This is a genomic window from Clostridium sardiniense (genome assembly GCF_050584765.1).
GTDB lineage: Bacteria > Bacillota > Clostridia > Clostridiales > Clostridiaceae > Clostridium > Clostridium sardiniense_A.
In genome coordinates, this window is sequence record NZ_JBNOOR010000001.1 from 513,708 (window position 1) to 533,282 (window position 19,575).

18 protein-coding genes are annotated in these 19,575 nt (G+C 28.6%); 11 read left to right on the forward strand and 7 right to left on the reverse strand.

Going from position 1 to position 19,575, the window contains the following annotated elements; translation table 11 throughout:
* Positions 1–238: 238 nt before the first annotated feature.
* From ACQPUW_RS02525 to ACQPUW_RS02535, 3 genes are all read left to right on the forward strand, one after another.
* The gene (locus ACQPUW_RS02525; protein ID WP_430835916.1) at positions 239–1,105 is read left to right on the forward strand and encodes a GNAT family N-acetyltransferase; all 867 of its coding nucleotides are present in this window, start codon (positions 239–241) and stop codon (positions 1,103–1,105) included.
* Positions 1,106–1,500: 395 nt separating this feature from the next.
* Entirely contained in the window at positions 1,501–2,370 is an 870-nt protein-coding gene (locus tag ACQPUW_RS02530; RefSeq protein WP_430835918.1) for a CAP domain-containing protein, read from the forward strand.
* 336 nt (positions 2,371–2,706) lie between these two features.
* Positions 2,707–4,056: a hypothetical protein gene (locus tag ACQPUW_RS02535; RefSeq protein WP_430835920.1), complete on the forward strand. Its 1,350-nt coding sequence runs from the start codon at positions 2,707–2,709 to the stop codon at positions 4,054–4,056.
* A 98-nt stretch (positions 4,057–4,154) separates the two neighbouring features.
* Here the strand turns inward: ACQPUW_RS02535 and ACQPUW_RS02540 are convergent, their stop codons facing one another.
* Positions 4,155–4,967, reverse strand: a complete 813-nt coding sequence (locus tag ACQPUW_RS02540) for a TPM domain-containing protein (RefSeq protein ID WP_430835921.1) — start codon at positions 4,965–4,967, stop codon at positions 4,155–4,157.
* A 2-nt stretch (positions 4,968–4,969) separates the two neighbouring features.
* Positions 4,970–5,539, reverse strand: coding sequence for a LemA family protein (locus ACQPUW_RS02545; RefSeq protein ID WP_430835923.1), 570 nt, complete (start codon positions 5,537–5,539; stop codon positions 4,970–4,972).
* A gap of 160 nt (positions 5,540–5,699) precedes the next feature.
* Between ACQPUW_RS02545 and ACQPUW_RS02550 the strand changes: the two genes are divergently transcribed.
* From ACQPUW_RS02550 to ACQPUW_RS02560, 3 genes are all read left to right on the forward strand, one after another.
* The gene (locus ACQPUW_RS02550; RefSeq protein ID WP_430835924.1) at positions 5,700–6,176 is read left to right on the forward strand and encodes a glutathione peroxidase; all 477 of its coding nucleotides are present in this window, start codon (positions 5,700–5,702) and stop codon (positions 6,174–6,176) included.
* Between the two features lie 108 nt (positions 6,177–6,284).
* Entirely contained in the window at positions 6,285–6,719 is a 435-nt protein-coding gene (locus tag ACQPUW_RS02555; protein WP_430835925.1) for a MarR family winged helix-turn-helix transcriptional regulator, read from the forward strand.
* A 143-nt stretch (positions 6,720–6,862) separates the two neighbouring features.
* Complete coding sequence (locus ACQPUW_RS02560; RefSeq protein WP_430835926.1) at positions 6,863–7,483, forward strand: DUF488 family protein; 621 nt, start codon at positions 6,863–6,865, stop codon at positions 7,481–7,483.
* A gap of 69 nt (positions 7,484–7,552) precedes the next feature.
* On the opposite strand, the gene ACQPUW_RS02565 is transcribed toward ACQPUW_RS02560, so the two are convergent.
* Positions 7,553–8,065 (reverse strand): ferritin, encoded by a 513-nt coding sequence (locus tag ACQPUW_RS02565; protein ID WP_430835927.1) that lies wholly within the window; start codon positions 8,063–8,065, stop codon positions 7,553–7,555.
* A 400-nt stretch (positions 8,066–8,465) separates the two neighbouring features.
* On the opposite strand from ACQPUW_RS02565, the gene ACQPUW_RS02570 reads away from it, so the two are divergent.
* On the forward strand, positions 8,466–10,445 hold the full coding sequence (locus ACQPUW_RS02570; RefSeq protein ID WP_430835929.1) for a fructose-1,6-bisphosphatase: 1,980 nt from the start codon (positions 8,466–8,468) through the stop codon (positions 10,443–10,445).
* A 216-nt stretch (positions 10,446–10,661) separates the two neighbouring features.
* Here ACQPUW_RS02570 and ACQPUW_RS02575 read toward each other — a convergent pair whose 3' ends face one another.
* A complete protein-coding gene (locus ACQPUW_RS02575) occupies positions 10,662–11,201 on the reverse strand; it encodes a permease (protein WP_430835931.1) in 540 nt (179 codons plus the stop codon).
* Between the two features lie 3 nt (positions 11,202–11,204).
* Positions 11,205–11,684, reverse strand: coding sequence for a permease (locus ACQPUW_RS02580; RefSeq protein ID WP_430835933.1), 480 nt, complete (start codon positions 11,682–11,684; stop codon positions 11,205–11,207).
* 264 nt (positions 11,685–11,948) lie between these two features.
* On the opposite strand from ACQPUW_RS02580, the gene ACQPUW_RS02585 reads away from it, so the two are divergent.
* Positions 11,949–13,301: an MATE family efflux transporter gene (locus ACQPUW_RS02585; RefSeq protein WP_430835934.1), complete on the forward strand. Its 1,353-nt coding sequence runs from the start codon at positions 11,949–11,951 to the stop codon at positions 13,299–13,301.
* A gap of 41 nt (positions 13,302–13,342) precedes the next feature.
* Here ACQPUW_RS02585 and ACQPUW_RS02590 read toward each other — a convergent pair whose 3' ends face one another.
* Entirely contained in the window at positions 13,343–14,479 is a 1,137-nt protein-coding gene (locus tag ACQPUW_RS02590) for a DEAD/DEAH box helicase (protein WP_204596811.1), read from the reverse strand.
* Positions 14,480–14,765: 286 nt separating this feature from the next.
* Between ACQPUW_RS02590 and ACQPUW_RS02595 the strand changes: the two genes are divergently transcribed.
* From ACQPUW_RS02595 to ACQPUW_RS02605, 3 genes are all read left to right on the forward strand, one after another.
* Positions 14,766–16,145, forward strand: coding sequence for an APC family permease (locus ACQPUW_RS02595; protein WP_430835936.1), 1,380 nt, complete (start codon positions 14,766–14,768; stop codon positions 16,143–16,145).
* A 91-nt stretch (positions 16,146–16,236) separates the two neighbouring features.
* Entirely contained in the window at positions 16,237–17,313 is a 1,077-nt protein-coding gene (locus ACQPUW_RS02600; RefSeq protein WP_430835937.1) for a pyridoxal phosphate-dependent aminotransferase, read from the forward strand.
* A 182-nt stretch (positions 17,314–17,495) separates the two neighbouring features.
* Positions 17,496–18,035 carry an ECF transporter S component gene (locus ACQPUW_RS02605; RefSeq protein ID WP_430835938.1) on the forward strand — a complete coding sequence of 180 codons (540 nt, stop codon included), beginning with the start codon at positions 17,496–17,498 and terminating at the stop codon, positions 18,033–18,035.
* Positions 18,036–18,108: 73 nt separating this feature from the next.
* On the opposite strand, the gene ACQPUW_RS02610 is transcribed toward ACQPUW_RS02605, so the two are convergent.
* The gene (locus ACQPUW_RS02610) at positions 18,109–19,299 is read right to left on the reverse strand and encodes an ROK family protein (protein ID WP_430835939.1); all 1,191 of its coding nucleotides are present in this window, start codon (positions 19,297–19,299) and stop codon (positions 18,109–18,111) included.
* Positions 19,300–19,575: the final 276 nt, after the last annotated feature.

A 19,575-nucleotide genomic window follows, 5' to 3' on the forward strand; every position in this document is an offset into this window, starting at 1 on the left:
TAATCCTAACTTTAGGCTTAGTTTTTTTAATGATGAGGATAAGTAAAGTATATTTTATGATATAATTAAATGGAATATTTTCCTAAATAAACTGTGTAGATTTTATTAGTTATTTAAATATAATAGATTCAAAGATATGTTAGTTTAAATTTATATAATAAATATTTTGAAGTTACTTAATTATAATATTTGAAGTATAATTTTACATAATTAATAATATAAAAATTGGAGGAGTTATATGGTTGTTAAGAGTTTTAGCGAGTTAAATGACTATGAAAAAGATAAAGTTCTTTTATTTATAGATAGAAAAGATTGTAACACTTGTTTTTCTGAAATGGAAAAAATGTTTAATAATAAAATTTATGATTATGGAAATGGAGTTATTATAATATTTAATAATAATATTGTAGTAGGAATAGGAAGATGTGTATTGCAGGAAATACCATTGCATGGAATAGCATATATACATTTCTTAGATGTATTAGATGAAGTAGATAATAAAAAAGATATAATAAGAAAGCTAATAAATAAATTGTACAATAAATGTGAGGAATATGGAGCTACAAAGGTATTACTAGGATTTAGAAAAAAAGAAACGCTAGAATTATTAAATGAATTAAATTTTGGTGTAGATTATGAAGCTAAAATAATGTATTTAAAAGATAGAGAGAAAAGAAACAAAATCCTTCATATTGAAAATCTTAATGAAGAGAATAAATTTGAATACATGAGACTTTATAATAATGCGTTTAATAATATGCCACATGGAGCTTCATTAGATGAAAATGAATTAAATGAATTTTTAAATGATAACCATCAAAGAAATTATTATTTTATAGTTTCAAGTGAAGATGAAAACTTAGGAGTACTAAATGTTACGATTGATGGTAATGAAGGTACTTTTGATATTGGATTAAGTAAGGAATATAGGGGAATGGGATATGGAAAACAATTATTAGAAACCGCTATAGATTTTTTAGAAAAGAAAAATATAGAAAAAATCTATTTGGTAGTTATCGAAATAAATGAAATAGCTTATAAGATGTATAAGAAAAGAGGATTTGAAGAAGAAAAAGTATTAAGTTTTTGGTCTATACTGAAATAATAGATATTAAAGTTTGATAATAAATAGAAAGATAAACTTAGTTAAGCGCTAATTAGTATATTAGCGTTTTTTCTTATTATTTAGAACTTAAAAACACCAAAAATCAAGAAAAAACATTTAAAAATTGCATAGTAATTATATCCATTCCATATATTAGAAAAATCATTAGGGGGCAGCTATAGAGCCAAAGTGTACAAATTTTAAGGTTGGAAAAAAAGGATAAATTTTGCCGTAAAGTAGTATATATCAATGAATAGCAATGATCTACCATGAATAAGATAACAAAAGTATGTTATAACTTTAAGTGTTAGCAGTAGAAAAAGTAAAAAGTACTTTAACTAATAAGATATTGGATTAAAAGTAAGAGTCCGAAAAAATAAAAAGGAGTGGTACAGATGAAAAATAAACTAATTGCTATATTAGTAACAGCTACATTATTAGGAGGTGCTGGTGCAAGCGTTTTTGCAGCGAGTGGACAAGATGCAAAAAATGAAGTTGCGCAAGTAGAAGCAACAAAGGGAAATACAGATAAAAATGTTCAAGTTAATAGTGATAGCAAAGTTAAAGCTACAGAGTTAAGTAGTTCACAAAATGTAAAGGTAGTAAAAGAAAATTCAAATAAGGGTGCTTATAATGATAAACAAGTTTCAAATGATACACAAAATTGTAAGTCACAAGATAGTAAAAATGTAGAGAAGAAAAAAGTTTCTAATGATACTAATAATACTACTAAGAAGAAAGAAAACTCAAATTCAGCATGTAATAAAAATCTAAATACAGGTAACAAAAATACAAATGCAAATGCAGATAACAAAAATACTTCAGGCAACAAAGATGGACAAGCATCAACAGCTAATGAAAAATTTATGGCTCAAGTAGAACAAAAAATATTTGAGAAAGTTAATGCAGAGAGATCAAAAGCAGGAGTTCCTACTTTATCATACAATAAGACTATGGAAAAATATGCTAGAATGAAATCACAAGATATGGGAGATAGAGGATATTTCGACCATAAAGACCCACAAGGAAATCTTATAACTGCAAAAATGAAAAATGATGGAGTAAGTTATAAAGCTTGGGGAGAAAATATTGCATATATTGGCGGAGAATCTGATGCTAATGCTTTAGCAGACCAATTTATGACTAACTGGATGAATTCACCAGGTCATAGACAAAATATACTATCAAAGGATTTCACAGGAATTGGTGTAGGTGTTTATAAGTCTGGAGATAAGGTTTATGCAACACAAGAATTTTATAAATAACATATTATAAATTAAGCTGTAGCTAAGTTTATATTAAAGTGATAACAAGTTATATGAGAATGTAATTAAAAGATTCACTAAGTAAGTTTGTTATACATATTTATAAGGGAAGAGATATTTAATATCTCTTCCCTTAATTTATTATAACAGTATATTAAAAATAATTTTAATAAGAAATATATAGTAATTTAGAATTATAAAAAGTAATTTTAGATTTATTAGACAATACAAAAAAATGCGGTTCCATTTTATAAGCTTATGCATAATATGTAAAGAGTAGACTCTTTTCTGTTAAGAATGCTTTATTAAATATTAAAATGTACAGGAGAGTTTATTATGTATTATAGCAATAGAGATAGAAGAAGAAGTGAAGATAGATGTTGCACTGAAAGATCTAATTATGATGATGAGTGCATTAGAATAATAAATGAATGTTGTTGTAATTGTTGTGAGTGTTGTGAGTGTAGGCATAAATGCCCAACAGGACCAACCGGCCCAACAGGACCAACCGGACCAACAGGACCAACAGGACCAACCGGACCAACAGGACCAACAGGGCCAACAGGGCCAACAGGGCCAACAGGAGCAGTAGGACCACAGGGCCCAATAGGACCACAAGGACCAATAGGAGCAACAGGACCAACAGGAGCAACAGGAGCAACAGGAGCAACAGGGCCAACAGGACCAACAGGACCAACAGGGCTAACAGGACCAACAGGGCCAACAGGACCAACAGGGCCAACAGGACCAACAGGGCCAACAGGACCAACAGGACCAACAGGACCAACAGGGCCAACAGGATTAATAGGACCAACAGGGCCAACAGGACCAACAGGGCCAACAGGACCAACAGGACCAACAGGGCCAACAGGGCCAACAGGACCAACAGGACCACAAGGACCAATAGGGCCACAAGGACCAATAGGACCAACAGGACCAACAGGACCAACAGGACCAACAGGGGCAACAGGAGCAACAGGAGCAACAGGACCAACAGGGCCAACAGGAGCAACAGGAGCAACAGGACCAACAGGGCCAACAGGACCAACAGGACCAACAGGATTAACAGGACCAACAGGAGCAACAGGACCAACAGGAGCAACAGGACCAACAGGACCAACAGGATTAACAGGACCAACAGGACCAACAGGACCAACAGGACCAACAGGACCAACAGGGCCAACAGGACCAACAGGGCCAACAGGGCCAACAGGGCCAACAGGACCAACAGGACCAACAGGAGCAACAGGAGCAACTGGAGCAACAGGAACAGTTGCTTTGGAATTCGCTTATATTTATAATTTAGGGGCACAAACTGTATCAATAGGAGAAAATGTAGTATTTAGTAACAATGGAGTAATTGTAGGTGCTATTACTCATGCAGCTGGAGGTAATACAATTACTTTAGGTTCAGCAGGAAATTATGCAATATGGGTTAATGTATTAGGAGTTCAACCAAATCAATTTACACTATTCCAAAATAGCAGCGCAGTTCCTGGAGCTATCTATGCTTCACAAGCTGGAACACAACCTAATCCAGGTATGGTTATAATTTCAGCAGCTGCTGGAGATGTTTTAACTTTAAGAAATCATACTAGCTTTGTAGGTGATGTTAACTTACAAGTTTTAGCAGGTGGATCAGAAATCAACGTTAATGCATCTATTCTTATTCAAAGATTAAGTTAACAAACTATAGATGTATTAGATAATTATCATAGTGAAATTAAGAGAGCATACTAATTAGCATGCTCTCTTTCAATGAGTATATTAAAAATTAATATTATTTACCACCCGCCAGAAGAACCTCCACCACCAGAGGATCCGCCACCAAATCCGCCGAATCCACCACCGGACCCACCATTAGATCCGCCACCAAATCCACCAGGACCATTTCTACGGCCAATATTACTCCAAAAAATAATTTTAAGTATTGTAGAAAAGATTCTACCTCTATTAAATATTGCATCTAGCAAGATGAGTACTAAAAATATACCACCAATGGCAATACCACCATAGCCTGAAAATTCTTTTTCATCGCTAGGAAGTTGTATATTTAAAGATTTGCTTAATGTAACGTTATATTCCTTTGCTATATAATCAGAGAATGTACTATAGGATTCAAGTAGACCTTCTCCATAATTTCCTTCAATAAATTTAGGCTTAGCTATAGATTCCATAACTCGATTACTTAATACATCGGGAATTGCACCTTCAAGACCACGGCCAACCTCAACTCTCCAAGCTTTATCTTGTATAGCTAGTAGCACTAATAAGCCATTATCTTTTCCTTTCTGGCCTATTCCCCAAGTTCTAAATAAATTGATAGCATAATCTTCAATTGGAACTCCGTTAGTTGAATCTATTACAACTGTAACGGCTTGAGCTCCAGTTTTATCTTCAAGTTCCTTACCAATGGAGACAATACTTTTAATCTCAGTACTATCTATTGTATTTGTATAATCATTAATATACTTATAAGAAGTTGGAGATGGAATATCATTAGATGCATTCGCGGTAAATGCATCTAATGATAAAAATAATATTAACAAAAAAAGAGAAGAAAATAAGATTTTAAAAGCTTTATTTTTAATTCTCATAGTTATTTAGAAAAATCCACTGAAGGTACTTGCTCTGCACCAGTACTTGCTTTATATAATGGTTTTTCTTCAAAACCAAAAATACTAGCTATTATATTACTTGGAAATTTTCTTCTCTTGGTATTGTAATTAGTTACTGCAGTATTATAATCTTGCCTTGCAATTGCAATTCTATTTTCTGTTCCTTCTAATTGAACTGATAAGTCTCTAAAATTTTGATTCGATTTTAAATCTGGGTATCTTTCTACAACAACTAATAATCTTGAAAGAGCATTTGAAAGGTCATTATCAGCATTAGCTTTATCAGTAACAGTTGATGCACCAGCAAGCTTACTTCTTGCATTAGCTATATCAGTAAAGATATCTTTTTCTTGGCTAGCATATCCTTTTACTGTATTAACTAAATTAGGTATTAGGTCAGATCTTCTTTGAAGTTGTGTGTCAATATTAGATTGTGCGGAGTTTACGGTTTGTTCTAATGAAACTAAGCTATTATAACCACCAACTAAAAAAACACCTAAAAGAATGATAATAGCAATAACTATAATTGCTATTTTAGAATTATTTTTCATATATATAACCTCCCGTCTCTATAGATTATTATGTGTAAAAATTAAAAATATTATAGTATAAAGAAACTTGACAAAAATAATAATAAAATATATTATAATTTTAATAAATTAAATTGTATAAAATTAAATTTGAATAAATTATTATAAGGAGATATGAAGAATGAATTTTTATGAATTTTCAGCTAAAGATATTAATGGCCAGGATATAAAAATGAGCAAATATAAAGGGAAAATAATACTAATAGTAAATACTGCAAGTAAATGTGGGTTTACACCTCAATTTAAAGAGCTAGAAGAATTATATAATTTATATAAAGAAAAAGGATTAGAAATATTAGGATTTCCATGCAATCAATTTAAAAATCAAGACCCAGCAAGTAATGCTGAGATAAATAATTTTTGTCAATTGAATTATGGAGTTACATTTACTATGTTTGAAAAGATAGATGTAAAAGGACCTGATGCACATCTTATATATAAATATTTAAAAGATGAAGCGAAAGGTATGTTAAGTAATGAAATAAAGTGGAATTTTACTAAATTTTTATTAGATTCTAATGGAAATGTAGTTAAAAGATATGCACCAACTACATCGCCTCTTAAGATAAAACAAGATATCGAGAAGTTATTAAAATAAAAGATAAGAGATATATAATGTTGACATGTAAAAGTGAACTATATACAATAGTTGGTATTAATTGAGTTTAAGAAATTAAGTTAATTAAATATAGGATGGGAGAAATATATGAATAAAGATAATTGTATTAAATTAGATAATCAAATATGTTTTTCTTTATATGCAGCATCAAGAGAAATAATAAAATTATATAAGCCAGTGCTTGATAAATATAATCTTACATACACTCAATATATAACAATGCTTGTATTATGGGAAGAAGAGAAGTCGACAGTAAAGGGTATAGGTAAAAGATTGCATCTAGATTCAGGAACTCTTACACCATTACTTAAGAAATTAGAATCAATGGGGTTAATCACAAGATATAGAGACTCTAAGGATGATAGAGTCGTTATAGCAGAATTAACAAAAGAAGGAAGAGAATTAAAAGAAGAAATTATTGATGTCCCAGAGCAGGTTTTTTGTAAAGTAAATATGAGCATAGAAAAAGCTAGCGAACTAAAAGCTAACTTAGATGAGTTATTAAATGTATTGAAGAAATAATAAAAATTTTTAATAAATATAGTATATTGTTATATTAGCTAGTAAATATTAGAGTATTTATTAGCTAATTATTTTATATAAATTATTATGTAGAGTTATAATAGTTTATATAAAATATGATTTTTTAGTAGGGAGATGATTGTGTGGATATATTTACAATTGGACACTCTAATTACAGTATTGATAGATTAATAGATATGCTAAGACACTTTAATATTAATTGTGTAGTTGATATAAGAGGAACTCCTTATTCAAAATATAATGTTCAATTTGATAAGGAGACTATAAGGTATTCATTAACAAAGGCAGGATTTATATACATATATATGGCAAAAGAATTAGCAGCCAAAAGGTTAAATAAGATTTCATATAATGATGAAGGATATGCAGATTTTGAGAAAGTAATACATGAAGATGATTTTAAAAAAGGAGTAGAGAGGCTTATGGATGGATGTAGACAGGGATATAAGATTGTTATTCTTGGAGCCATGCAAGACCCAATAAGATGTCATAGGAGTATATTGGTTGGAAGAGCTTTAAAGGAGTATGGTTTTAATGTAAAACATATATTAGATGATTATAGTATAGCCTATCAGGAAGATATAGAACAAAATTTATTAAATAAATACTTTAAAAATAGAGGACAAATTACTATAGACGCATTGCTAGGTAATGGATTAACTGATGAAGATATGATAAAAGAAGGATATAGAATGGCTAATAGAGAAATAGGATATAGAATAGAGAATTTAAGCAGTAAATAGAAAAAATAAAGAGTAAATAGAAAAAAGTCAGTAATTGTTATAGTACTATAACAATTACTGACTTTTTATTTAAGCTCTTGGAGCTGGTGGAGTAAATACTCTTGTTGCAAGTTCATCATCCATCATATAGATAGCTGCTGGGTTTCCTTCAGATCTTCTAACTCTTTTTAGTAAAGAATTGAAGCTGTTTTCTTCTTCAACTTGTTCATCAATGAACCAGTTAAGTAAGCTCATTGTTGCATGTTCCTTTTCTTCACTAGCTATATCAGCAAGTTTATATATTTTACTTGTAACTAGTTGTTCATGGTTATATCCTCTTTGGAATACATCTATTATGCTTTCAAAATTCATTTCAGGTTTTGGAATAGTGTCTAGTACAACATTTCCATTCTTTTGGAATATGTAATCATAGAACTTCATTGCATGAGCTAATTCTTCTTGTGCTTGAACTCTAAAAAAGTTAGCAAATCCACTTAAATCAACAGATTCAGCATATGCTGCCATTGATAAATAAACATAAGATGAATAAAATTCAAAGTTAACTTGTTCATTAAGATGTTTTAATAAATTTTCACTTAACATTAGTATCTCTCCTTTAGTAAATATTGTTTATATTTATATGTTAATACAAATATTTTACCTCTTATGTTATAAATTATCAAATTATGATTATGATACATATGAGAATAAATTAAGAAGTTTTATATAAATATGTATTTTTTTTGAGTAAAATTTAATATAAAGAATGTGATAGGAAAGTTAGGCATTTATATTTACCTAATTAGTATGCTTAATAATTTTAATGTTAGTATTTATATAAAGATTATTTAAAATAAAAGGTATTAAATATTTGATTTGAATAAGATATCAGTAAATAGAAGAATGTAGCTGTTAGCTGATAATTATTGATGTTATAAAAAATTTGATATATAATTATCTAAAACGATTTCAAAGAGAGTTATAATTTTTACAGGGGGTACTAATGAAGAATTATGATGAAGATATCATAAACAAATTAAAATATTTAAAGCTTCTTGCGAAGCAATATCCAACTATAGCAGAGGCATCAACAGAAATTATAAATTTAAATGCTATATTAAATTTACCAAAAGGAACTGAACATTTCTTAACAGATTTACATGGAGAATATGAACCTTTTGTACATGTGTTAAAAAATGGATCAGGAGTAGTAAAAAGAAAAATAGAAAGTGTATTTGGAAATTCATTAATGGATAGCGAGAAAAAAAGTCTAGCTACCCTTGTATATTATCCAGAACAGAAGCTAGATATAGTACTTAAAGAGGAAGAGAACATAGATGATTGGTATAAGATTAATTTATATAGATTAATAGATCTTTGCAGAAATGTGTCATCTAAATACACAAGGTCTAAAGTTAGAAAGGCATTGCCTAAAGATTTTAATTATGTAATAGAAGAGTTACTACATGAAGAATTTTATGGCGTAGATAAACAAGAGTATTATGATGGAATAATAAGTACAATTATAGATATAGGAAGGGCTAGAGAGTTTATAATATCTTTATCTAATGTTATTCAAAGATTAGTTGTTGATAGATTACATATATTAGGTGATATATATGATAGAGGCCCAAGAGCAGATATAATAATGGATACTCTTATGGAGTACCATTCCTTAGATATACAGTGGGGAAATCATGATATGCTTTGGATGGGTGCTGCAGCAGGTGTAAAAACATGTATAGCAAATGTTATAAGAATAGCTACTAGGTATGGAAATCTAGATACAATAGAAGATATATATGGTATAAATCTTATACCTCTTGCAACTTTTGCATTAAGTAATTACAAAGATGATCCTTGCAAAGAATTTATTCCTAAAATAAATGATAAGAATAGATATGGAAAATTTGAGATTGAGTTAATAGCTAAGATGCATAAGGCTATAACAATTATACAGTTTAAGTTAGAAGAAAAAATAATAAAGAGAAGACCAGAATTTGATTTAGAACATAGAGTGCTTTTGGACAAGATAAATTACAATGAAGCAACAATAGATTTAAAAGGTAAGGTATATCCACTAAAGGATAAAAACTTTCCAACTATAGATCCTAAAAATCCATTTAAGCTTACAGAAGAAGAAGAGAGGCTTATAGATAAATTAAAGCTTTCATTTTTAAATAGTGAAAAATTACAAAGACATATATCATTCCTTTTTGCAAAGGGTAGTATTTATTTAAAGTATAATTCTAATTTATTACTACATGGATGTATACCTTTAAATGATGATGGTTCATTTAAAGGTATTAATATACATGGAAGAGAATATAGAGGAAAAGCTCTTTTAGAAAAATTTGAAGTTTTAGCTAGAGAAGGTTACTTTAACAAACCTGATACTCCAGAGAAAAAATATGGAATGGATATAATGTGGTATTTATGGACAGGCTCCGCATCTTCATTATTCGGTAAAGAAGAAATGACTACATTTGAGAGATATTTTATAGAAGATAAAAATACTCATAAAGAAAAGAAGAATCCATACTATGAACTTAGAGAAAGTGAAGATATGTGCCGTAGGATATTAGAAGAGTTTGGGTTAGATCCTCAAGAATCTAAAATAATAAATGGGCATGTTCCGGTAAAGAAAAAGTATGGAGAAAGTCCTATTAAATGTGGAGGGAAAATATTAGTTATTGATGGAGGTTTTGCAAAGGCATACAGAAGAGATACTGGAATAGCTGGCTATACACTTATATATAATTCTTATGGGTTACAGCTTGTATCACATCAGCCTTTTGAATCAATTGAAAACGCAATTATTGAGGAAAAGGATATATTATCTACAAGTATTGTTGTTGAAAGAAAGCTTGAAAGAAAAACAGTTGGAGATACAGATAGTGGGGCAGAACTTAAAAACCAAATTAAAGATTTAAAATTATTATTAGAAGCATATAGAAAAGGGTATATAAATGAAAGTAGATAATAAAGCTAAGGGGTTCTTTATTAAAATAGGATTTACTCCTAAAAAGGTTATTTAATTAATCGTTATTTGATTTGGTATTATTATAATATTTTCAAGCTTTGTAATTTTTTTTGAGCAAAAAGTGAGTTTTGAGTATCTCATTTACATTAAGTATATATTATTTAAAAGGCATCTTATATATTAAGGTGCCTTTTAAAGTTTTAATAGTATATAAATTTATAAAAGTGAATTAGAGTATATATCCTCTAAAGATTTTTTATCCATAAAGTAATAGACTAAGTACCCCATTAGTATAACGCCAGGTATATCAATTAGAAGTCTTATAAACGTAAATTTAAAGCCTAAAGATGATATTTCAAATAAAAGTGTAGATATTTTAGTTACGCACCAAGAATTCATAAATATAATTATATTACTAAATTTAGCACCTTTTTTTAATAAAAGAGCAGTAAATGGAAATGCTGCATACATAGGTCCAGCTGCAAGTGATCCAAGTAGCATAGAAAAGAAAATTCCAAGTATTCCTGAATTATCTCCCATGTATTTTACTAAAGTTTCCCTTGGTATCCATACATCCATAAGCCCAAGAAGTATCATTATAGGTGGCAGTACACTAAGCATTTGAAGAAAGCTAGATTTCGCACTTTCAAATGTGTTTATAGCAATATTTGAATTTATAAAAAATAATGCAGAAAGCACAAATAATAAAATTAAAAAGAAAGAATATCTCTTAGCTATTTTACAAATAGTTTTCATACCCTAAACCACCACCTTTGAAAAAATAAAGGCTACTATAAAGGAGAATAGAAAAGCTATAAAGTTTCTAAGAAATGCAGCCTTTTTACCAATATATTTTGATTCAAGTGGATAGGTCATAATTCCAACTAACGTAAGGGTTGATATAAGAGCTGCAACTTGAGATATACCAGCTCCATTTTGAAGTAAGGTATTTCCGGTTGAAAAAGCAACAAAAGTTGGCATAATTGTTATTGAACCTATTATAGAAGAAAGTGCTACACCAAAAAATCCAGAATTATTTCCAATTAAAGATGATATAGTTTCAGGGTTTAATATTGCTAATATAAATCCAACTACAATTATTATGCTTAAAAATTGTGGCATTATATTTTCAAAAGATTTAACAGCAGTCTTAAGTGCTGCAATTGTTTTTTTCTTATCTTTTATAAAAGATAAGAGTAATAATGATATAGATAATATATACAAAATATAAGAAGTCATTAAACCACCTTATTTAAAAATTTTTATTCGTAATTATATACTATTCATATAGTAAAAAAATATATAATAAATCTTATAATAAGGGATAGAATATTATAAATAGTGTGCTATAATGAAAACGTTAAAAATAGGAAAGGAGTATTTGAGAGGCTATTATATAGTGGGGAAATTTTATATAGAAATATATGTAGTATTAAAGAAAGATATATAATAATTTCTTTTTTGGAAACGATTCAATTATTATTTTAAGAGGGGTTATAAAAAGTGAGTGATAAGAGTATAAATAGGAAATTAAAGAATATAACGTGGCCAATATTTGTTGAAAGTTTATTATTTTCATTACTTGGTGGTTTAGATACTATAATGCTTGGTAAATATTCAGATTTAGCTGTTGCATCAGTTGGTATTGCAAATCAATTAATTTGGATGGTTAATTTAATGTTTGGAATAATAACTGCCGGAACAGCAATATTACTTGCCCAGCATTTAGGGGCAAAAAGTGATGAAGATAATATAGTTAGGTTATGCGGGGTATCTATAGGAGTAAATTTAATTATAGGAATAATAGTAAGTATAGCAGTATTTGTTGCATCAGGATCCTTGTTTACACTTTTAAAGGCGTCACCTGAATTAATACCTATAGGAAATAGTTATATGAAAATAGTTGGTGGAACTATTTTTGTACAAGCCATTCTTATGACTTTTACAGCGATATTAAGATCATATAGTTTAACTAGAATATGCATGAATGTAACACTTATTATGAATATAGTTAATGTGGTATGTAATTATGGACTTATATTTGGTGAGTTTGGACTTCCAGAGCTTGGAGCAAGTGGAGCTGCACTTGGAACTGTTATAAGTAAGATAGTAGCTTTATTTATCTTAGGTGGTAAAGTATATAGTGTAATTATGCATAAATTTAAAATATGTTTATTTAAACCATTTCCTATGGAGCATTTATTTAATATTTTAAAGATTGGGATACCTTCAGCAGCGGAGCAGATTTCATATAGTTTGTCTCAACTTGTAATTACTAGTTTTATAAATATGATAAGTATAGATAGTATGTCTGCTAAAAGTTACTTAACTACTATAGTATCTTTTACATTTATATTTTCTGTAGCGCTAGGTCAAGGTGGAAGTATACTTATAGGACAATTTATTGGGAATAGGGAAAATAATAAAGCATATAATTTATGTGTATATTGCATAAAACGTGCTATAGTTGTATCTATAATGATTAGCTGTGGTATTGTTTTATTTAGACATCCAATGATGGAATTAATAACAAATAATCAAGATATAATAAGTATAGTTTCTAGTGTATTAATAATAGAAATATTTTTAGAACCCGGAAGGGCAATAAATATAGTAGGAATAAATGCTTTAAGAGCTACTGGAGATGTAAGGTTCCCAGTATATATTGGGGTATTTTCAATGTGGTTTTTTGGAGTTGGTTTTGCATATATTTTAGGCATACAACTAGGCCTTGGACTAGTAGGGATATGGATAGGATTTGCACTAGATGAATGGTTTAGAGCTATACTTGTTCTTATAAGATGGAAGAGTAGAGCGTGGGAGGGCAAAAGTTTTGCCTTATCTGCATTAGAATAAAAAAATAGATGGTATAACCCATCTATTTTTTTATATAAATACTAAACTAATTCACCATGTGATAATTGCTTTTTATTTAGTTTTATATTGAATTCTCTCTCGTAAATTCTAAGAGCTGGGAATTCTTTTTTTGTAACTAATGAAATAGTAGTTCCATGAGCATTTCCTCTTGCTGTTCTACCTGCTCTATGAAGATATTCATTAGCATTTGCAGGGAAATCTAAGTTTATAATATGAGTTATATCTTGAATATCTAATCCTCTTGCTGATATATCTGATGAAACTAATATATTTATGTTCCCATTTCTAAACTTTTCTAATGCTTGTTGTCTTTGCTCTTTTGTTATTCTCTTATGCATAGCAAAAGCATTTTTATTGTGATAATTTAATTTATCTGCAATCATTTCTACATCAAAACCACGATTTATAAATACAATAGCTTTGCTTGGATTAACAGCAGCTATAAGCTTTCTTAAAACCTCAGCTTTATCTCTTTCCTCAACTTCTATGTACATATGTTCAATATTAGGATTTAAAGAAGCCTTTTTTTCATTTTTAAATATTATAGGATCTTTCATTAAATCTTTAGCTATAGGCATAGCTTTTGAGCTTATTGTTGCAGAGAATATTAAAAGTTGTCTATCTCTCATTGTAGTCTTAATTATATCTTGTATAGTTCTTGCGTGAGTATTATCTAATAAGTTATCACCTTCATCAAGAACTATTGTCTTTATTGTATGAGCCTTTATTTTTTTCTTTCTTATTAAATCTAAAACTCTTCCTGGAGTTCCAACTATTATATTAGGTTTAAGTCCTTTTAGGTTTTTGATTTGTTTATCCATATTAACATCACCAATTATTGGCACTGTATTAATTGGCATTTCTGAATTTTCAGCTAATAATTTTGATTGTTTTTCAATTTGCATAACAAGTTCACGAGTTGGCGCAAGTATTAAAACTTGTAACTCTTTTTTACTTGTATCAATTTTTTCAAAAAGTGGAGCTAAAAAGGCTAAAGTTTTACCGCTACCTGTGTGAGCTTCACCTATAACATCTTTATTATCTAATATTTCAGGAATAGTAAGACTTTGAATTTCTGTTGGAGTAGTAATTCCTTGTTTTTCTAAACCTGCAATTATATTATCATTTAAGTTTAATTCTTTGAAAGTTTTCATAATATCCTCCTCTGTGCGTATGTTCATAACTTATAGTATATACATAATATTAATAAAAGTGTACTGGATTTATAAAATAAAATCAAAATTTACTTAATATAATAAGTAGAATAAGTTTATTTATAATAAATAAATGTTTACTATTTAGAAAAAAACTTTACAAATCCTTTGGCATAAATGTTGCTATAATTGTTTATAGAAACTTACATAATTATATTAAATCATAAATATTTCCATAATACCTTTAATGATTTAATAAGAAGCTATCATAAAAAAAAGGGGTGATTATATGAGTATTTTTAGGACTCAAAGTTTCGAGAGTGTTTCTAAGCAAGTTGGAGAGGCTAACAAAACCCTAGGTACATTAGATCTAACTCTAATGAGTATAGGATCAGTTATTGGTACTGGAGTAATGGTTCTAACTGGAATCGTTGCAGCAAAAGAAGCAGGTCCTGCAGTTGCAATATCATTCGTATTAGGTGCCATTGCAGCGGCAGTTATTGTTTTGTGTTATGCAGAACTTAGTGCAAGTATACAAAGTTCTGGTGGATCATACACTTTTACATATGTAACATTAGGTGAAATTGTTGCCTATATAGCAGGTTTATGTATTGCTATTGGATACGTTCTATCTACTGCTACAGTAGCATCAGGGTGGGGAAGTTATTTTCTAAGTTTGCTAGATGTTTTAAATATACATTTACCAAAAGCAATAACATCAATTCCAGCACAGGGTGGTATTGTAAACTTGCCAGCAATTTTTTCAATAATATTTATTACATTTGTTATATCTTGTGGTACAAAATCAAGTAAAAAAGTAAATAATGCTATGGTAATAATAAAATTAGGTGTAATAGCATTATTCTTAGTAGTAGGGGCAATGCATATGCATTCAAGTAACCTGATCCCATTTGCGCCTTATGGAACTACAGGAGTAATAACTGGTGCATCATCAGTATTCTTTGCATATTGTGGTTTTGATGCAACAGCGTCAGCAGCACCATATGTAAAAAATCCTAAAAAGGCGCTGCCTATTGGTCTTTTATCATCATTATTAGTATGTGTTTTGATATATATTGCAGTATCAGTAGTATTAACAGGAATAACTAAATATTATAACTTAAATGTTCCAGATGCTCTTTCTTATGCTTTAAAAGTAGCCGGAAGACCAATGGTAGCATTTGTTGTTTCATTGGGTACAGTAATTGGAATACTTGCAGTAATATTTGCAGGAAATTTTACTACTTCACAAATATTATCAACAATGAGTAGAGATGGACTGTTACCAAAGGTATTTAGTAAAAAAGATAAAAATGACGTTCCATATGTTTCTCTTTGGACAATAGGGATATTATCATCAGTTTTAGCAGGATTTTTTAATTTAAAGGATTTAGCTAATTTTGCAAGTATGGCATTTTTACTTGTCTATGGTACGGTGTCATTCTCTATTATTATATTTAGAAAAAAATATCCTAATATAGAAAGAAGTTTTAAAACACCATTAGTTCCTATTATACCTATAATTGGTACACTATGTTGTATATTCTTAATGGTCAATTTATCATTAAGTACTTGGATTATTTTTGCTACAGTATTAGTAATTATATTATTAGCATATTTCTTTTATGGAAAAAATAATTCTATAGTGGGAAAAGAGATGAGAAAATAATAGTTTAGCTTCTTAGAGATTTTCTAAGAAGCTATTATTTTTTTGAAAGTCTATTATAATAGTAAGTATAAAAAACTTAGGAGGAATAGCTATGACAATTAATCACGGAGCTAATTTATTTGATTTAGCTAGTAAACTTGGAATTAAAAAAAGTGAAATTTTAGATTTTAGTTCAAATATAAATCCTTTTGGAGCTTCAAAGAAAGCTAAAAAATCTGTTATAGATAATGTAGATATGGTTTCAATATACCCAGATCCAGAATATAAAGAACTTAAAGGTGTAATATCAGATTATTGTAATTGTAAGCCTTATAATATTCTGTTAGGAAGTGGTGCAACTGAACTTATATCAGCATTTATAAATACTATAGATCCTAAAAAAGCATTACTTGTTTCTCCAGCATATTCTGAGTATGAAAAAGAACTTAATAAGATAGGATGTAATATAGTTAAGTATTTTGCAAAAAAGGAATCTGAATTTAAGATAAATGCAGATGATCTTAGAAAAGAAATAAAAATGGGGAAATATGATTTAGTTATTATATGTAATCCTAATAATCCAACGGGATTTGCCTTTAACAAAGAAGAAATAAAGGAAGTATTAAAGGAAACAGAGACATTTTTTATGATTGATGAGACATATATAGAATTTACTGATACTAAAAAATACTCATCAACGCATCTAATAGATGAACATGAGAATCTTTTTGTTATTAGAGGAACATCAAAGTTCTTTTCAACTCCCGGTATAAGACTTGGATATGGACTTATATCTAATAAAAAGGTACAGGATAAGATTTTAGAAAAGTTAGACTTATGGAATATAAATATATTTGCAACCTTAATGGGTGAAATAATGTTTAAGGATCATGAATATATAGATAGCACAATAATCCATATGAGTGATGAGAGAAAATATTTAGATAATGAATTAAGAAAAATAAAAGGGATAAAAGTTTATGAAAGTCATGGTAATTTTATATTATGTGAAATAAAGGAAGATGATATGACAGCAGATAAGCTATATAATATCCTATTAAAAGAAGGTATAGTAATAAGAAATTGTTCTTCATTTGAAGGATTAAGTGATAAATTCTTTAGAGTATGTATATTAAAGCATGAAGAGAATGAACTTTTAATACATGAAATAAATAAAATAATTAAATAATATTTTAAAGAGGAGATGATTTAAATCATCTCTTTTATTTTAAATATACTACTCCTTTTTAATTTTTATTGTTTTATAATGAATTTCAATAATTTACATAATTAATATTTACAAATAAAGATGATGAATATATACTAGTGTATATACACTGGTATATATTCATGTATAAAGGGGGATTGAAAATGAATAATAAGATAAGGCAAATGGTGTATGCATCGCTTTTAACTGCACTCGCAATTATAATTCCAATACAATTTGGATTTTTAAAGGTTTATATACCTCCATTTAGCGCTACGATTGCATCACATGTTCCTATGTTTATTGCTATACTTATATCACCTATGGTTGCAATAGTTACAGGTATAGGATCAACTTTAGGTTTTTTAATAGCAGGCATGCCAATGCCTATAGTACTTAGAGCGGCTACGCATATAATAGTTGGATATGCTGGGGCTAAATTTATCCAAAAAAATAAATCCTATTTGAAGATGTCATTATTTACATCTGTAATACATGGTGGCTTAGAGGCTCTAGTTGTAATACCTTTTATAGGATTTGACATATATCAACTATTAATAGTAACAGGCGTTGGAGCAATATTACATCATTTTGTTGATAGTTCTATAGGATATGCTTTGGTAAATGTAATGGCAAAATCTAGACATAAAGATATATATACATTATTTAATGGTGAACAAGTTAATAAGAGAGTTAAAGCATAGATATATAGAATAAAAAAGTATAAGTAATAATTAATATTATTACTTATACTTTTTTTATTTAAACGGTAAAATATTAAATTGAATTAATAAGATTATATTTGACTGCTAGTGAACAAGCTCCGATTGCACCATCTAGATCACTATATTTAAGTATCTCAGTAGAGGTAGCTTCATCTATAGGGAGAATAGACGAATGACTATTAACATTATCAATTAATTCTTGGCTTAATGAATTATTTTTAAATAATTCACTATGTATATAATTGATGTTCGTATCTAATATCATAGATAAGTTTGTAAGAGATATTGAAAGATATTTAATTGCTGTATTAATGATATTTAAAACTCCCTCATCACCAATTTCATATGCATTAATAATAGTGTCTATATCAATATCATCAGCTGTTGATGCAAATTGCCTTAAGAAAGTTGTGTTAGAGTTATTGTAGAGAGTTCTTGATTTCTTTAAAATCCAAGCTTCACTTGAATAAGTTTGAAGACAGCCATTCTTACCACATTCACATTTTTGTCCCTCAGGATTAACAATTGTGTGACCAATTTCACCTATAAGAAAATTATTCTTTGAATATATTTCTCCATCATGAATATAAGAACAGAACATACCCCTACCTATATGGTAGTATATAAAATTTTCTCTTCTTCTGACAGTATTAAATAATAGAACTGATAATGCCATACAATTAACATTGTTTTCAGTATATATGGGGATATCAAATGAATCTTTAAATTTTTGTAGATTAAAATCTTTCCAAATTGTATTATTAGTAATTATTTTATAGTCGTTAATATTTAAATGACCAGGCAAAGCGATTCCTATTGCATTAATTGTGAATTCTTCATTTTTTTCAAGAAAAACTTTTAGTTTATCGATTAGAAAATCAACATTTATATCAAAAAAATCTTTACCAGATTTAAAAATAGATTTATTATAAATATTACCTAAATTATCACTTAGGCAAAATGTAAAAAATTTTTCAGATAATTCTATTCCTATAAAATAAGCAGCTTCTTTAGCAATATCAAGAAGTATTGGCCTTCTTCCAGATCCTGATGATTCCACTGTGTCTCTACCTATCTCATAAATAATCCCATCATTAATTAAATCGGTTGTGATATCAGTAACAGTAGCTGGTGTTATGCCAGTAAGATGAGAGATCTTTATTCTTGAAATTGGACGCTTAGTGTATAAAACTTCTAAAATAGCAGCTCTATTTTGTTGTTGTTTATTTGTTAGTTTAGTCATAAATTTTCTCCTATCTAATATTTTTATTCGTCAAATTATATAAGATTTAGTTTATTTAAATTTAAAAAACTATATAAGCTTTTAAAAAATAAGTTTATTAATAGTTGAATTATTTTTATAGTAACATAATAACTTCGATTATTTATATTTTACACAATATAATAATCAATATAAAGAATTAATTGATTTTAATTATAAAAAATAATTAATTTAAAAGGAATATAAGCTTTATGATATATTTTTTTTGTTTTTTATAAATAAATATATTGATTATAT

Excerpts from the sequence above, each read along its gene's own strand:
- ACQPUW_RS02610 (WP_430835939.1), bottom strand. The coding sequence starts at position 19,299 with ATGACTAAACTAACAAATAAACAACAACAAAATAGAGCTGCTATTTTA.
- ACQPUW_RS02540 (WP_430835921.1), bottom strand. The coding sequence starts at position 4,967 with ATGAGAATTAAAAATAAAGCTTTTAAAATCTTATTTTCTTCTCTTTTT.
- ACQPUW_RS02595 (WP_430835936.1), top strand. The coding sequence starts at position 14,766 with ATGAGTATTTTTAGGACTCAAAGTTTCGAGAGTGTTTCTAAGCAAGTT.
- ACQPUW_RS02555 (WP_430835925.1), top strand. The coding sequence starts at position 6,285 with ATGAATAAAGATAATTGTATTAAATTAGATAATCAAATATGTTTTTCT.
- ACQPUW_RS02525 (WP_430835916.1), top strand. The coding sequence starts at position 239 with ATGGTTGTTAAGAGTTTTAGCGAGTTAAATGACTATGAAAAAGATAAA.
- ACQPUW_RS02600 (WP_430835937.1), top strand. The coding sequence starts at position 16,237 with ATGACAATTAATCACGGAGCTAATTTATTTGATTTAGCTAGTAAACTT.
- ACQPUW_RS02545 (WP_430835923.1), bottom strand. The coding sequence starts at position 5,539 with ATGAAAAATAATTCTAAAATAGCAATTATAGTTATTGCTATTATCATT.
- ACQPUW_RS02530 (WP_430835918.1), top strand. The coding sequence starts at position 1,501 with ATGAAAAATAAACTAATTGCTATATTAGTAACAGCTACATTATTAGGA.
- ACQPUW_RS02535 (WP_430835920.1), top strand. The coding sequence starts at position 2,707 with ATGTATTATAGCAATAGAGATAGAAGAAGAAGTGAAGATAGATGTTGC.
- ACQPUW_RS02565 (WP_430835927.1), bottom strand. The coding sequence starts at position 8,065 with ATGTTAAGTGAAAATTTATTAAAACATCTTAATGAACAAGTTAACTTT.
- ACQPUW_RS02580 (WP_430835933.1), bottom strand. The coding sequence starts at position 11,684 with ATGACTTCTTATATTTTGTATATATTATCTATATCATTATTACTCTTA.
- ACQPUW_RS02575 (WP_430835931.1), bottom strand. The coding sequence starts at position 11,201 with ATGAAAACTATTTGTAAAATAGCTAAGAGATATTCTTTCTTTTTAATT.
- ACQPUW_RS02550 (WP_430835924.1), top strand. The coding sequence starts at position 5,700 with ATGAATTTTTATGAATTTTCAGCTAAAGATATTAATGGCCAGGATATA.
- ACQPUW_RS02570 (WP_430835929.1), top strand. The coding sequence starts at position 8,466 with ATGAAGAATTATGATGAAGATATCATAAACAAATTAAAATATTTAAAG.
- ACQPUW_RS02605 (WP_430835938.1), top strand. The coding sequence starts at position 17,496 with ATGAATAATAAGATAAGGCAAATGGTGTATGCATCGCTTTTAACTGCA.